The organism is Prodigiosinella aquatilis (assembly GCA_030388725.1).
In the GTDB taxonomy this organism is placed as follows: Bacteria; Pseudomonadota; Gammaproteobacteria; order Enterobacterales; family Enterobacteriaceae; genus Prodigiosinella; species Prodigiosinella aquatilis.
Genome location: CP128857.1, coordinates 4,770,821 through 4,785,216, shown reverse-complemented (window position 1 = coordinate 4,785,216; position 14,396 = coordinate 4,770,821). Strand labels below are relative to the sequence as shown.

Annotated in this window: 12 protein-coding genes; 7 read left to right on the top strand and 5 right to left on the bottom strand. The window is 51.1% G+C overall.

The annotated features are described in order from the left end of the window. Nucleotide 1: 1 nt before the first annotated feature. From PCO85_22275 to PCO85_22250, 6 genes are all read left to right on the top strand, one after another. Nucleotides 2-3,760, top strand: a complete 3,759-nt coding sequence (locus PCO85_22275; protein ID WJV56178.1) for a cellulose synthase subunit BcsC-related outer membrane protein — start codon at nucleotides 2-4, stop codon at nucleotides 3,758-3,760. Nucleotides 3,761-3,762: 2 nt separating this feature from the next. Continuing rightward, nucleotides 3,763-4,254 (top strand): cellulose biosynthesis protein BcsD, encoded by a 492-nt coding sequence (gene bcsD / locus PCO85_22270; protein ID WJV53815.1) that lies wholly within the window; start codon nucleotides 3,763-3,765, stop codon nucleotides 4,252-4,254. Continuing rightward, a complete protein-coding gene (locus tag PCO85_22265) occupies nucleotides 4,251-5,249 on the top strand; it encodes a glycosyl hydrolase family 8 (GenBank protein ID WJV53814.1) in 999 nt (332 codons plus the stop codon). The genes bcsD and PCO85_22265 overlap by 4 nt, the downstream gene beginning before the upstream one ends. A 147-nt stretch (nucleotides 5,250-5,396) precedes the next feature. Next, nucleotides 5,397-5,795 carry a hypothetical protein gene (locus PCO85_22260; GenBank protein ID WJV53813.1) on the top strand — a complete coding sequence of 133 codons (399 nt, stop codon included), beginning with the start codon at nucleotides 5,397-5,399 and terminating at the stop codon, nucleotides 5,793-5,795. Then, nucleotides 5,776-7,062, top strand: coding sequence for a dicarboxylate/amino acid:cation symporter (locus PCO85_22255; protein WJV53812.1), 1,287 nt, complete (start codon nucleotides 5,776-5,778; stop codon nucleotides 7,060-7,062). Before PCO85_22260 ends, PCO85_22255 begins: the two co-directional genes overlap by 20 nt. A gap of 273 nt (nucleotides 7,063-7,335) precedes the next feature. After that, nucleotides 7,336-8,817 (top strand): pitrilysin family protein, encoded by a 1,482-nt coding sequence (locus PCO85_22250; GenBank protein WJV53811.1) that lies wholly within the window; start codon nucleotides 7,336-7,338, stop codon nucleotides 8,815-8,817. Between the two features lie 145 nt (nucleotides 8,818-8,962). Here the strand turns inward: PCO85_22250 and PCO85_22245 are convergent, their stop codons facing one another. From PCO85_22245 to yhjD, 3 genes are all read right to left on the bottom strand, one after another. Further along, on the bottom strand, nucleotides 8,963-9,904 hold the full coding sequence (locus tag PCO85_22245; GenBank protein WJV53810.1) for a sugar kinase: 942 nt from the start codon (nucleotides 9,902-9,904) through the stop codon (nucleotides 8,963-8,965). Nucleotides 9,905-10,083: 179 nt separating this feature from the next. Next, nucleotides 10,084-10,281 (bottom strand): 4-oxalocrotonate tautomerase family protein, encoded by a 198-nt coding sequence (locus tag PCO85_22240; GenBank protein WJV53809.1) that lies wholly within the window; start codon nucleotides 10,279-10,281, stop codon nucleotides 10,084-10,086. A gap of 56 nt (nucleotides 10,282-10,337) precedes the next feature. Continuing rightward, on the bottom strand, nucleotides 10,338-11,330 hold the full coding sequence (gene yhjD, locus PCO85_22235) for an inner membrane protein YhjD (GenBank protein ID WJV53808.1): 993 nt from the start codon (nucleotides 11,328-11,330) through the stop codon (nucleotides 10,338-10,340). Nucleotides 11,331-11,577: 247 nt separating this feature from the next. Between yhjD and PCO85_22230 the strand changes: the two genes are divergently transcribed. Then, the gene (locus tag PCO85_22230; GenBank protein WJV53807.1) at nucleotides 11,578-12,798 is read left to right on the top strand and encodes an MFS transporter; all 1,221 of its coding nucleotides are present in this window, start codon (nucleotides 11,578-11,580) and stop codon (nucleotides 12,796-12,798) included. 44 nt (nucleotides 12,799-12,842) lie between these two features. Here PCO85_22230 and PCO85_22225 read toward each other — a convergent pair whose 3' ends face one another. Together PCO85_22225 and PCO85_22220 are read right to left on the bottom strand one after the other, a co-directional pair. Then, complete coding sequence (locus tag PCO85_22225; protein WJV53806.1) at nucleotides 12,843-13,406, bottom strand: DcrB family lipoprotein; 564 nt, start codon at nucleotides 13,404-13,406, stop codon at nucleotides 12,843-12,845. 142 nt (nucleotides 13,407-13,548) lie between these two features. After that, nucleotides 13,549-14,226, bottom strand: coding sequence for a 7-cyano-7-deazaguanine/7-aminomethyl-7-deazaguanine transporter (locus PCO85_22220; protein ID WJV53805.1), 678 nt, complete (start codon nucleotides 14,224-14,226; stop codon nucleotides 13,549-13,551). Nucleotides 14,227-14,396: the final 170 nt, after the last annotated feature.

Here is a 14,396-nt window from a genome sequence, read left to right as displayed (position 1 = left end):
GATGAAGATGACTACATTAACAGCCAGAATTCGCCAGGCGTTATGTTTGACCAGTGTCATCGTCACCAGCGCATTTTCGTTGTCTGCGCTGGCGACAGAAGCCAACCCGGTGCTGAAAGCGCTGTTTGATCAGGCGGATTATTGGCATCAGCGTTCCCATGATGATCTCGCCCGTGATGCGCTGCAAAAAATCTTGTTGGTTGATGCCAACAACCCACAGGCGCTCTACCTGATGGCGTTATACGCCCAGAATAGCGGCGACAACGCGGAAGCGGCAAAATGGCGTGCACGCCTGACTACGGTGTCGCCTAATAATCCGCTCCTGCAGGCGCTGGATAATGCCCGGCAGTCGGCGGCTATTCCGCCGGCACAGCTGGCGCTGGCTCGCCAACAGGCTCGCAGCGGCAATATTAGTGCATCGCTGCAAACCTGGCGCAATCTGTTTGTCGGGAATCAACCGCCGGCAAGTGTAGCGGCAGAATATTATCTGACCATGGCGGGAGATCCAACGCTTCGCCCACAGGCCATTGATTTATTAAGAGAGTTTGCAAAGTCCCATCCGCAGGATAGCAAGGCGGAAGTGGCGTTGGCCAAGGCGTTGACCTATCAGGATTCGACCCGCCGCGAGGGATTGGCACGCCTCCGTGAACTGGCTTCCGGCAGCGAAGAGGCCGATCAGGCGATGCGTCAGGCGTTGCTGTGGCTGGAGCCGCGAGTGGATGATGCGCCGCTCTACCAGGCCTATCAGCAACGGCATCCCCAGGACAATGCGGTGATGGATTATTACCGTAAGAATGTGGGTGGTGATGAGAAAGGCAAAGGTTTCCAGGCGTTGAACAGCAGTGATTTACCTGGTGCGCAGAAGGCGTTTGAGTCGGCACTCAAAGCTAACCCACAAGATCCAGATGCGCTGGCGGGGATGGGTTATACCGCCCAGCGGCGCGGCGATTTCGCTGCGGCGGCGTCTTATCTGGAGCGTGCATCCCAGTTAGGAGGCAATGACAGCACCCAACGTCATCAACAGGCGGAAGATGCCCGGTTTTATGCCCAGTTGGCCAAAGCTCAGCAGGCGATGAAGACCGGTGACACAGCGCAGGCGCTGACCCTCAGTGAGCCGCTGGTTCAGATGAGCGGCGACAAAGGCGTGGCGGCGAAACTGTTCCGCGCTGATGTGTTGCGTCGCACCAATAAGATGGATCAGGCAGAACAACTTTATCGCAGCGTGCTGCAAACGAATGCGGATAACCGTAACGCCAAAGAAGGGCTTTATTATGTGTTACGGGAGCAAAATCGCGTAGCGGAAGCGAATGCCCTGGTTGCGTCCCTGCCGGCGAGCGTGCGTAAAAGTATCGAGCCTCACCCGGTGGACAATGGCGATCCGGTGCGCAATGAAGCCAAACAAGCGCTGGCGGCGGGCAATACCTCGAAGGCGATACAGTTATTGCAACAGGGCATCCAGCGTTTTCCGCACAATAGCTGGTTACGGCTCGACCTGGCGCGTATTTACCATCAGCAAGGCGATATGAATGCAGCCACAGCCCTGATGCAGCCGCTATTTCGGTCCGATGCCAGTGCTGATGAGCTGTATGCCGCCGCACTGTTTGCCAGTGATAATCATGCCTGGCAACAGGTGCGCCTCCTTTTGTCGCGGATCCCGGCTCGTCGTCAGAATACCGCCACTCGCGAGCTGGCGCAGCGGGCCAACTTTAATTTGCAGATGGCGACCGCACAGGTTTACTTGTCGGATGGTGAAAACGCTGCCGCTGCCAATACGTTGCGGGCGCTGACGGTGACGCCACCAGAGAATCCGGTCGATGCCGGTAATCTGGCACGGTCGCTGGCCGCTGCGGGCGATATCGGTACCGCAGTCACGGTGGTGCGTAATAATATGCAGCGAGGCGTTCAGGGGAATGCCGGGGATTATGCCGCTCAGATCAGCGTGTTGAATCAGGCGGGATTATCTGATGAAGCGCGAGCCTGGCTTAGCCGACCAGAACTGGCGGCACGCAGTACCGCGTCGCAACTGGATGCGTTGAATACTGGCTTTGTGATTCAGGATGCGGACCGCCTGCGGGAGAATAAGCAGTATGCTGCGGCCTATGACAAACTGGCTCGTGCTCTGCAACAGCAGCCAAAGAATATCGACTTGATGTTTGCCATGGCGCGGCTCTATCAAGCTGGCAAGATGAACAAAGAGGCGGCGGAAGTCTATGCTTTCCTGATGACCCATGATACCCCGCAGCAGGATGCGCGAGTCGGAGCCATCAATATTGCGCTGGCGCAGAATAATGTAGCGGAGGCACGGTCGCTGGCGAATGGTCTGCAAGGTGAACAGACGCCAGCCCGTCTGTTGCTGATGGCCCGAATATCGGATGCCGAGGGCAATAAAGAACAGGCTCTCGCTTATCTGCGCGCCGCCCGTGCGAAAGCGGTGGGACTGGAAGGCGTAGCCCCCGGCAAGGCACCGGCGATCGGCGGACTGAGTGTGACGGATAATCCATTTATCAATCGTACCGAGTTGGTTTCTAGCCGTACTACCGCTCAGCCCGTTTATCGTAACGTGATGCCATGGCAGCAGATCGCCGGGAGTGATCCCAATGCACTGATTACCACCGCTGGTGATAAGCAAGTGACCTCACAGCAGGTCGAAACTTTTAATCAGATTAACCGCATGATGGATGATCTGGAGCATGACACCGGCAGTTGGTTGCAAGCCGGGGTGCAGATGCGGAGTCGGGATGGCGAGTCGGGCCTGGGCAAGCTGACAGAGTTCAAAGCCCCACTGACCTGGTCCAGCGGATCGTTTGGCGATACGCGCATTAATTTTACCGCGACGCCGGTGACACTCAGTGCCGGAACGGTGGATGCCACCAACAGTTGGCGTTTTGGTTCCGGGGCAACGTCGCAGGTATCGCCTAGTAGCCAGCATGCCTCCGGTACAGAGCTGAATTTGTCCATGACCGGCAAAAAATACAAGTTGGATCTGGGCAGTACTCCATTGGGGCAAGATCTGAGTACCGTATTGGGTGGCGTGCAGTGGTCACCGAAGCTGACGGACTACCTCACGCTGGTGTTGACCGGGGAACGACGTGCGGTGACCGACAGCCTGCTGTCTTATGTGGGGGCTCGTGATTCATTCAACGGCAAGCATTGGGGGCAGGTTACCAAGAACGGCGGCAGTGTACTGCTTAGCTACGATAATGGAGATGTGGGCTTTTACGGCGGTGCCGGTGCTTACGACTACATGGGGGAGAACGTAAAAAGTAATACCGGTGTGATGGCCAATGCCGGTGTCTATGTCCGTCCGTATCATGACCGCAATCATGAGCTGAAAACCGGTATCAGCATGAGCTGGATGAATTTTGCCAATAACCTCAGTTATTACAGTTATGGGCAGGGAGGCTATTTTAGTCCACAGGACTACGTATCGCTGTCGTTTCCGGTGGAATGGCGTCAGCGATATGATGATTTAAGCCTTAAAGCGGGCGTTTCTATCGGTTATCAATCCTTCTCTCAGGATCGCAGCGCCTATTATCCGAATAATCCGGGCTTGCAGAGTGCGCTGGAGATCACTAATGCCACAGAGTCCTATTATTCTGGAGACAGCAAAAGCGGTATTGGTTATAACGCCCATCTCGGGGCGGATTATCGGATTAACAAAGAGATGACCATTGGCGGACAGATGGGATATGACACCTACGGCAGTTATAACGAAACAGTAGCCCAACTCTATTTCCGTTATGGGCTTGGGGATAAATAAGCATGAATGAACGTCAGCAACAAACCCTGAGTTATTATCGTCAGCAGCAGTTTCAACCTGGTTGGGTAAGCCTTCTTAATGTGGTGATCGAAGGGATGATAGAAAATGCTGGCGAACAGGATGCTATCACTTTTCTGTACCAGGCTGGCGAGCAACTGGCCGAACGCTATCCTCTGAAGGACGCGGTTACGGTGGAAGGGCTGGAGTGTGAAATTAACCGTGTCCTGGCAATATTTCACTGGGGATGTGTGGATATTCAGCCGAGTGAGCAGGCGCTGGATATTTTTCATCTGGCATTGCCCGATGATGATAATCGACGGCTAAAGGGCAAACAATGGCGAATGGCGATGGGTGCGGTTCTGCAGGGACTCTATTCCCGCTGGTTATCCGCCCAGAATGGGAATGATCATATATTGCTGTCTTGTGAGAAAACAGACAGTGATGTTGTTTTGTTATTTCGTTATCAGAACGCGGCAAGAGGAACGGCACGATGAAACCGGCATGGCGTTGCGGGTGGGTAATGTTACTGATGGTTTTCTTCAGTACATCGGCAACAGCAGCCAGCGGCTGGGAAAGTTATAAAAGCCGTTTTATGATGACTGATGGGCGTATTCAGGATACGGGTAATAAAGGTATCAGTCACACGGAAGGGCAGGGATTCGCCATGTTGCTGGCAGTGCATTATGATGATCGCCGTGCGTTTGATAGCCTGTGGAACTGGACTCGTACTCATCTGCAAAACCCGGGTAATAACCTGTTTTACTGGCGTTATGTTCCGTCTGCCGCGAATCCGGTGGCAGATAAGAATGATGCCTCAGATGGTGATGTGCTTATTGGATGGGCGCTACTGAAAGCCGGAGAGAAATGGCGAGATAAACAGTATCTGCAAGCATCAGACGTTATTCAGAAAGCCATCGTAGCCCACAATATCATCCGATTTGCAGGACGAACGGTGATGCTGCCTGGTGCTGTCGGTTTTAACAAAAATAGTTATGTGATTCTCAACCCGTCTTATTTTCTGTTTCCAGCCTGGCGTGATTTTGCCAGACACAGCCACCTTCAGGTATGGAGTCAGTTGATTGACGATGGCATGGCCTTGCTGAGCGACATGCGTTTTGGCGAGGTGGCTTTACCGGTTGATTGGGTAGCGCTCAATGCGGATGGAAGTATGGCGCCAGCAACTGCCTGGCCGGCACGTTTTAGTTATGATGCCATCCGCATCCCCTTGTACCTCTACTGGTATGACGCCAAAACGCTGGCGTTGGTGCCTTTCCAGCTTTATTGGCGGAATTATGCCCGCTTGCGGACACCTGCCTGGATCGATGTGCTGAATAACCGTACTGCGCCTTACAATATGCAAGGCGGATTGCTGGCAGTGCGCGATCTGACAATGGGTGACATCAGTGATGTAACGGATAGTCTCAGTCCATCCGAAGATTACTATTCAGCCAGTTTGCACCTGTTAGTCTGGTTGGCCAGCGGCAAATAATCATCGGCATCTGTTCTGGGGGCGTTTCCCCCGGAACAGGTTTCGCCATTCTCTCCTGAGTCTCATATAAAGCAGCGAATTTTAGCCATCGTTAACTGAACGAACGCGTGCTTTCATCCCCTCTCCCCACGGCGTTAGTCCCGCCGGATGCTTCTATCAGCGGCGAAAATAGTTGTTGTTTCGGTAATGCTGTTCACTTGCGTTGATTGTCGGAAGAGAACCGGAAATGCAGCTCCCGCAGCGATATCTCACTTTGTGGTTACCCTGGGATCATGGTGCCTTAACGCTGACAAGTATTATGGTCATCAAGGCTTTTTGTGCGAAATGTTGCTTGTAATTTACATTAATGTTTATTTCTCTGCTGATGCAGAAGCGATTCAGCTCTTGTTTTTAACCAATGTCTCACAAACTAAAGTTATAAAAGATGTTCGCTTTGTTAGGGCAATGTTATTTTCCTGCGCAATCACTGGTGGCATGTTTTATCCGTTTTTTACCTACTGGTGTTTTCCTATCAAAGGGTATAAATATGAAAAAATCAATATTTAAAAGTTTATATTTTCAGGTGCTTACAGCTATAACACTCGGTGTTCTGTTAGGCCATTTTTACCCCGAGATGGGTGAGCAAATGAAACCTCTGGGTACTGGATTTGTTAAATTAATCAAAATGATTATTGCCCCAGTCATTTTTTGTACCGTTGTCTCGGGTATCGCTGGCATGGAAAGTATGAAGTCGGTCGGTCGTACCGGTGCGATTGCCTTACTCTATTTTGAAGTCGTCAGTACGTTTGCACTGATGATTGGTTTGCTGGTAGTTAACATCCTTCAGCCTGGCGCGGGGATGAATATCGACCCGGCTACTCTGGATGTTTCATCGGTTTCCTCTTATGCCAGCCAGGCTTCGCAGCATGGTGTGATCCCATTCCTGATGGATGTGATACCGTCCAGCGTGATTGGTGCCTTTGCCAGCGGTAATATTTTGCAGGTATTGCTGTTTGCCGTGATGTTTGGTTTTGCGCTGCATCATCTGGGTGAGAAAGGCGAGCTGGTGTTCAATTTTATCGAAAGCTTCTCCAAAGTGATTTTCGGTATCATTAATATGATCATGCGTCTGGCACCGCTCGGAGCCTTTGGAGCCATGGCCTTTACCATCGGTAAATATGGTGTGGGTTCGCTGTTACAGCTCGGCCAGCTGATCATCTGTTTCTACATTACCTGTGTGCTGTTTGTGGTGTTTGTACTGGGTACTATTGCCAGAATTACCGGCTTCAGTATCTTTAAGTTTATCCGTTACATTAGAGAAGAACTGTTAATCGTGCTCGGCACTTCTTCCTCCGAATCCGCCCTGCCACGCATGCTGGATAAAATGGAAAAGGTAGGTTGTAAGAAGTCGGTAGTGGGTCTGGTGATCCCAACTGGTTACTCTTTCAATCTGGACGGTACGTCTATTTATCTGACCATGGCGGCAGTGTTTATTGCTCAGGCAACTAATGCGCACATGGATATCTGGCACCAGATTACTCTGCTGGTGGTGCTGCTACTGTCATCAAAAGGTGCCGCAGGTGTAACGGGCAGTGGATTCATCGTTTTGGCGGCCACGATTTCTGCGGTAGGTCATCTGCCGTTGGCGGGTCTGGCGCTGATTCTGGGTATTGACCGTTTCATGTCTGAAGCTCGTGCATTAACCAATTTGGTGGGAAATGGTGTGGCGACAGTGGTTGTCGCTAAACTGTGTAACCAGCTGGATGAAAAACAGCTGGATGATGTCCTCTCCGGTCGTGAATCGAGTCAGGGCCTGGAGTCCCGCGTATCCTGATTTCGCCTGCCTGAACTTACCCTGCCTTTTACCCACGGCGCCTGTCAGTGCCGTGGGTAAATTTCATCCAATTCGTGTTAACGTTAAGCAATATCAACTTTTTTACTATTATTTTATCCTGCTGAGTGACATAGGCAAAAGCGTGCGGTCTAACGGAATGGTACACTTTGCCTCTCCTTTTGTGTGGTGCACAGACATAAGGTGATGGGATAAGTGTCACTGACATTCACAAAAAACATATCGTATTGGATAGTGATTAAAGTAGGGGTTCACATGCAGGGCACCAAAATAGGTCTTTTAGTTGGTGGAATGTTGCTGGCGGTTGTCAGCGGTAACGTGCAGGCTGAAACGCTACAACCGGATCCTGCCTGGCAACAGGGAAAACTGGATAATGGTTTTACCTGGCAACTATTGAGCACTCCCCAGCGCCCCAGTGACCGAATCGAATTACGTCTGGTGATAAATACCGGGTCGCTGTCAGAAAATGCACAGCAAGCAGGCTTTTCCCATTTTATTCCCCGCCTGGCACTGACGCCCGGTGAGCATTTCTCTGCGGGACAATTACCATCACTTTGGCAGTCAGCGGATAGTGATCATCCACTGCCACCTGCCACCACATCTTATGATTTCACCTCCTACAATTTGAGTTTGCCGAATAATCGTCCTGAGTTATTGAAGGATGCACTGAACTGGCTGGCAAATACGGCGGGTCAACTACAGATTACGGATAATCGGATTGCCATAGCGTTGAAAACGATGGACCCGGTGACAACCGCACCGGCCAACCCACGGGATCCCAGCTGGCATTATCGCCTGATGAAGGACTCCACACTGCTGGCGCATAATCCTGATCAGCCGATGAAAATTCCGGTTACCACTGAACAGTTGTCCCAGTTTTATAAAACCTGGTACACCCCGGATGCCATGACGCTGTATGTGGTAGGGAATGTAGATAATCGCAGTATCATCGAGCAGATTAATAACGTCTTCGCAAAATTACACGGCAAGCGCGTATCACCATCACCTATGCCAACATTGTCGCCAATTCCGTCGGAACCCGTCATCTTGATGAGTAGCAATGCGAAGCAGGACACGATTTCTCTGGTCTGGGATAGGCCCTGGCAAAAGATTCGAGACTCACAGGCGCTAGCCCGTTACTGGCATAGCGATCTGGCGCGGGAAGCGCTGTTCTGGCATATGCAACAGGCACTGAAAGAAAGCCCTCTGAAAGACACCAACATACGCTTTGATTGTAATGTGATGTATGGCCGGGCACAGTGCGCCATTCATCTGGATAATGTCACCAGTGAATCAGTTGAACAAGACGTCGTGTTTCTGGCAAAAGAACTGGTTTATTTACGGGATAAAGGTTTATCCCAAGCTGAGTTCGATACATTGCTGTCCCGTAAAACCGATGAGCTCAGCAAATTATTTGCTACCTATGCCCGTACCAGCACCGATATTCTTATGGAACAGCGATTGCGCTCACAGAGAAATGGCGTCGTCGATATCGCCCCGGAGCAATATCAGAAACTACGTCATGACTATTTGTCCTCAATCACACTGGAAATGTTGAATCAGGAGTTACGTCAGCAATTTTCTCAAGATGCTACGCTAGTGATGGTACAAAAGCAGGGGGAGCCGGAGGTCAACATAAAAGCGCTGATGGAAACGTATAACCGCCTGATGAAACCAGCTGAAGGCGCGTCTCCTGCCGCGGTGGAAACGCCCGGAGAAGCGGCTCCGGCAACCTAATGAACGGCGCTGATGCAGTCGGCCTGAAGCTGATCGCTTGCGCGTAACGTGATATAGAAAGCGCATGAGGATGCTCTCCTCTGGAGTGCGCTTCTTTCATGCGTTCTCCGGCACCTGGGGTGACGGAGAACGATTATGAGTGATGCTATACCCAGGCTGGCATGGCGTCTGGCGGAATGATGGCACCGCGATGCTGAATGACCGTACTGGCGGTAAGGTGCCCACGTTTGGCTGCCTCTTCTGCACTGCCACCATTCAACCGCACTGCCAGATAGCCAGCGCTGAATGAATCACCTGCGGCGGTAGTATCAATGACCTTTTCTTTCGGTAACCTGATGGCTGGAACATTTAGCAGTTGCGGTTCACCTTTCAGAGAAATAATGCAGGAATCCGCACCGCGTTTCACCACGACCTCCGTTACACCCAGCTTGTGGGTACGTGCCAGCACCTCTTCTATCGGCTGCTTGCCCCACAGCATGTCTTCATCATCCAGCGTCAGGAAGGCGATATCAGTACAAGAGAGCATGTCGGTATAGGCTTGCCGGGTCTCTTCTTCGCTTTGCCACAGGCGTGGGCGGTAGTTGTTGTCAAAAATGACTTTTCCACCGTTGGTGCGACAAGCGCGTAGCACGGACATCAGACGCTGACGGCTGGTCGGGTTAAGGATGGCCAGACTGATACCGCTCAGGTAGATATACTCGAATTGTGACAAATGCTTACTGATGGTTTCAGCATCATCACTTTCCAGCCAGTAACGGGCGGCGGCATCGTTACGCCAGTAATAGAACGTTCTCTCGCCGCTGGCATCGGTTTCGATAAAATACAGGCCTGGCAGCTTGTCATTCATACGCTGGATCAAATCGGTTTTGACACCTTCACTCTGCCAGGCGGCTATCATTTCTGTACTGAAAGAGTCGGTACCCAGCGCGGTCACGTAGTGGACATCCAGCGCGTCGGGCTTTACCTGACGTGCAATATATACGGCAGTATTCAGAGTATCACCGCCAAAGCCGCGGCTGAGATCCGCACCTTTTTGCGACAGTTCAATCATGCATTCGCCAATGATGGCAATGTTTTTTTTAGTCATGACAAGCCGGCCTGTTTGAAAAAGTAAATCGGTAAGTAACCAGGAAAAAGTCAGCGCCAGTCTCAACATTACACTGCGTAGAGTCAAGAGCGATGAAACGATGTTTTATTTTTTCATGATGTGGATCGGAAAACCAGCAGTTTCCCAATCCGGTACACGGCGTGCCTGGCGCAGTGGTGTTATTTTTTACGCAGTTCAGTTACAGGCTGACCACCGATTCCCCAGTTGTCGGTATCCACTTCATCAATCACGACCATGGTGGTGGCAGGATTTTTCCCCAGGGTATCTACCAGCACTTGTGTTACCCCTGCAATCAGCTGTTTCTTCTGCTCTGCCGTTGCTCCGTCTTTGGTGATTCTGATATTAACGAAAGGCATATTTTCTCCTGTCTGTTCGGGTAATAAAGTACAAAAATCGTTACGGAGCGTGACGCCTATTTCGGCGGAACACCGTCATCCCCTGTGTTATCGTCTTTATCTTCTGACGTTGCAATCCATGCCGCACAAAATAGTATTAGCCGAGCAAAAAAGTAGAAGAAAGTCATCAGGCCGATGACAGAGCCAAATGCGGCGCCGGAAGGTGAACGGGCAAGCCAGGGAAGTGCCACCGTCATGGCGAACTTCAGTATCTCGAAACCGATAGCTGCCATCAGTGTGCCGCGCAGTAGTGCGCTGTGTTGGGGTTTGGTGTGTGGCAACACCCACAGTATCCAGATAAATAACAGATAGTTGGCGAATATGGAGATAGACAGTGTGATCAGTGTCATCACGGGTCGCAACCATTCGATGCCGTCCAGACCCAACGCAATAACGATGGTGTTTTGTGCGGTACCCGCCACTGATGTCAGGAACAAGGTGATAATCAGGGCGATGAGCAGCCCAATCAGCGAAAAGAAATCGCGCAGGTACTGAAAATAGAGTTTCTCTTCATCATGTGGTTTACGTTCCCAGACATCACGAGATTGGGCATGGATCGCTTCACGCAGATTACCCATCCAGTTAACGCCGGAATACAGCGCAATCAGTAAACCGGTAATACCTACGGTAGTACGTTGTTGCACGGCGGTATTGACCGTGTTTTTCAGCGTATTGGCCAGGTTGGGATCACTGATGGTATTAACGATATGGTTGATCAGTTCCGCCAGCATATCCGGATTGGAGGCCAGCACAAAGCCCGCCGCCGCGAAAGAAACCATCAAAATGGGAATCAGAGACAAAAAAGAGAAATAGGTGATGGCTGCGCCAAACTGATTCCCCATCCGGTCATTAAAGCGTTCCCCGGCTCGGATAAAGTGCGCTACGCTAGGGACCGTTTTTAGCCGGTCACTCCACCGTTTCATCCGTGACAGCAATGATGTGGGATCTGGCGTGTTGCCATTACTCTGAATTTTCGGTGTGGTACGTTGTCGGTCTGGCATCGCTGGCATGACATTATCTCCTGAATACGGTCATCCATCCTATGGATTATAACTGACATCACGATAACTCCGGTTTTTTGTGCGCTGCACGTGGGTTGGTCAAATACTCGGTGATCAGTGCAATAATTGATATGGTATCAATTAGCGCTGAAAGTCTTGACCGGCTTGTTTATACTGCTGATTCTTGCTGTTAACACTAATCTTTCGTTTAACACGTTTGCCCCGCAAACGTTAATGTTAAGTGAGTCAATCTCTCATGCCTGCTCTGTCGCCGCCAGAACCATCACTGAGCGCGTTGCGCCTTAATGTGTGTATTGCTTCCGTGGTGATGTTTAACTTTGCCAGTTATCTGACCATTGGTTTACCGCTGGCGGTTTTGCCTGGTTATGTTCACGACCATCTTGGTTACAGCCCATTTTGGGCCGGGTTGGTGATCAGCCTACAGTATTTCGCTACCCTATTGAGTCGCCCGCATGCTGGACGTTATGCGGATGAAAAAGGCCCTAAAAACGTTGTGGTACTGGGGTTGGCAGGGGCGTTATTGAGTGGGGTTTTCTATGCGCTGGCGGCCTGGAATGATGCTTCGCCGGTGCTGGCATTATTATTGCTGTGTATGGGGCGCATCATTCTGGGTATCGGTCAGAGTTTTGCCGGTACCGGGGCGACGTTGTGGGGCATCGGAGTGGTGGGGGCACGGCATATTGGCCGAGTGATTTCATGGAACGGTATTGCAACCTATGGGGCGATGGCGGTGGGAGCGCCGCTGGGGGTGTGGATTTACCATCTGGGCGGACTGATGCTGTTGGCAAAGGTCATTATGCTGGTGACAACCGCCGCCATTCTGCTGGCGCTGCCACGACAGGCCGTAAGCGCCACACCGGGGAAAAAATTACCGTTTCGCGAAGTGCTGAGCAAAGTATGGGTATATGGCGTTATTCTGGCCCTGGGCTCGGCCGGATTTGGTGTTATCTCCACTTTTATCACTTTGTTTTATGACGATAAACATTGGGAAGGGGCCGCATTGACGCTGAGTATTTTCAGCTGTGCTTTCGTCGGAACTCGTTTACTGTTTCCTAATGTGATTAACCGATTTGGTGGTTTGGCGGTTTCTTTCGTGTGCTTTGTGGTTGAAGGTGTGGGGTTGCTGCTGGTGTGGCTGGCAATATATCCCGCCATGGCGGAAGCCGGGGCCTTTCTGGCGGGTGCGGGATTTTCGCTGGTTTTCCCCGCATTGGGTGTCGTTGCCGTGAAAGCGGTATCACCACAAAATCAAGGCAGTGGGCTGGCAACCTACACTATTTTCCTCGATCTCTCCCTGGGTATTGTGGGCCCGGTGGCCGGTGTGCTGATGGGATACACTGGTGTCGCGTCAATTTACCTCGCCGCGGCATTGTTGTTGCTGGGGGGAGTATTGCTGATCTGGCGGTTGTACCGACGTTCCCTGATTGTGCCGGAAGACACGTTAAGACGAGTGTAATCCTGTGATATCAGTGTCAGGGCCGTTTACGACCCTGATCCTTGTCAATGGAGTTTCAGCGTACTGATAATGCTTTCCGCATCGCTTTGTGCCTGCTGTTGATCGCCTGCGGGTAGGGTAATTTGTAATGTCATCAGGTGGTTATCCACTTTACCTAGTACGACGGAAGAATAGGCTTTCTGTCCGCCGCTGGTGATGATGCTGTCCAACTGCTGTAGTTTCTGTCCGTCTATCTCAATCGCTTTGTTGGTCACTACCTGGAGGTTGGCGTCACGAGTACGTTGCTGATCCTCCAAACGTTGGCTCAGTACGGCCAGCGTGTCAGGCGTGTTGCCGTCCAAAATAACGATCACGGCTTTTTGGCCATTTGAGTTGGCATAGACATGCATATTGTTCGACTGAGTGCTGAGCTTACCGCTTTGGTCGCTCAGGCCTGCCGGTAAGATAAACGACAGTTTCCCCGACAGTAGAGTAACCGTTTGTCCCGCTGATTTTTCGGCCGTTGCACTTTTACTTTGCACCGGGGTGTTTTTGTCACTATTTCCGTCGCACGCTGCCAGCGTTGCCGCCAGCAGACCGATTCCGAGGTATTTTGCTATATTCGGCATTGGGTCCCTTCTTTTGTCAATAAAACCGATACGGTGTTATGGCACCCGATTCAGGCAGTAAAAACAAGCGTTTTGTTGTCACAAACCCTGTCTTGTACCGGTAAAACCTGACAAAGAAGATAATTTTCCGGTTATTCCGAAATCAGTTTTCGCTTTGAACTGCCGGATAAGGGGTATCTTTTCCCTGCCGACTCAGGCGCCGGAGCAGCATATTCAGCGCTACACCATACATTGGCAGGAAAAATATCGTACAGATCGTGATTTTGAATGCATAGTCCACCATCGCGATCTCTCCCCAGTGTGTTGACATAAACGGGTTTGTACTGTGGTAAAACGCGATAAAGAAAAACGCCATCGTATCAACGAGATTTCCCAGCACGGCAGAGGCCGACGGTGCAACCCACCATGCATGGCGTTGGCGCAAGCGATTGAAGACCTGTACATCCAGAATCTGCCCCAACACGTAGGCCATAAAACTGGCGGAAGCAATACGGGCGACCACGATGTTGACTTCGCTCAGCACACCAAAACCCTGCCAGGCTCCCTGATAAAACAGTGAGGAAATCAGGTAGGAAATCATCAGGGCCGGTATCATTACCGCCAGGATAATGCGGCGTGCCAGCGGTGCGCCGAAAATTCGTACTGTTAGATCGGTTGCCAGGAAGATAAATGGAAAGGTAAACGCGCCCCAGGTGGTATGAAAACCAAAAATCATGATAGGGAGCTGTACTAGGTAGTTACTGGACGTGATGATCAGAACATGGAATAGCGACAACCAGCATAGGGCGGTGAGTCGCTGCTGCGGAGTAAATTGAAACATAGTATGACCTTTTTGGTTATTGGGGGGAGGGAACCCAAAAGTAACAAATCTTTTCGCCTCATATTACGGCACGACGCGGCATAATACGCAATTGTCTTATCTTTGCAATGGTTACTTTTCATGCAAGTATTTTGATGGCTTGCACCGGAAAATGCACAAGGTAAACTAGG

What these genes read in the sequence shown, in the direction of transcription:
- PCO85_22225 (WJV53806.1), bottom strand. Translation starts at nt 13,406, where the DNA reads ATGCCGAATATAGCAAAATACCTCGGAATCGGTCTGCTGGCGGCAACG.
- yhjD (WJV53808.1), bottom strand. Translation starts at nt 11,330, where the DNA reads ATGCCAGCGATGCCAGACCGACAACGTACCACACCGAAAATTCAGAGT.
- PCO85_22245 (WJV53810.1), bottom strand. Translation starts at nt 9,904, where the DNA reads ATGACTAAAAAAAACATTGCCATCATTGGCGAATGCATGATTGAACTG.
- PCO85_22220 (WJV53805.1), bottom strand. Translation starts at nt 14,226, where the DNA reads ATGTTTCAATTTACTCCGCAGCAGCGACTCACCGCCCTATGCTGGTTG.
- bcsD (WJV53815.1), top strand. Translation starts at nt 3,763, where the DNA reads ATGAATGAACGTCAGCAACAAACCCTGAGTTATTATCGTCAGCAGCAG.
- PCO85_22230 (WJV53807.1), top strand. Translation starts at nt 11,578, where the DNA reads ATGCCTGCTCTGTCGCCGCCAGAACCATCACTGAGCGCGTTGCGCCTT.
- PCO85_22265 (WJV53814.1), top strand. Translation starts at nt 4,251, where the DNA reads ATGAAACCGGCATGGCGTTGCGGGTGGGTAATGTTACTGATGGTTTTC.
- PCO85_22275 (WJV56178.1), top strand. Translation starts at nt 2, where the DNA reads ATGAAGATGACTACATTAACAGCCAGAATTCGCCAGGCGTTATGTTTG.
- PCO85_22255 (WJV53812.1), top strand. Translation starts at nt 5,776, where the DNA reads ATGAAAAAATCAATATTTAAAAGTTTATATTTTCAGGTGCTTACAGCT.
- PCO85_22260 (WJV53813.1), top strand. Translation starts at nt 5,397, where the DNA reads ATGCTTCTATCAGCGGCGAAAATAGTTGTTGTTTCGGTAATGCTGTTC.
- PCO85_22240 (WJV53809.1), bottom strand. Translation starts at nt 10,281, where the DNA reads ATGCCTTTCGTTAATATCAGAATCACCAAAGACGGAGCAACGGCAGAG.
- PCO85_22250 (WJV53811.1), top strand. Translation starts at nt 7,336, where the DNA reads ATGCAGGGCACCAAAATAGGTCTTTTAGTTGGTGGAATGTTGCTGGCG.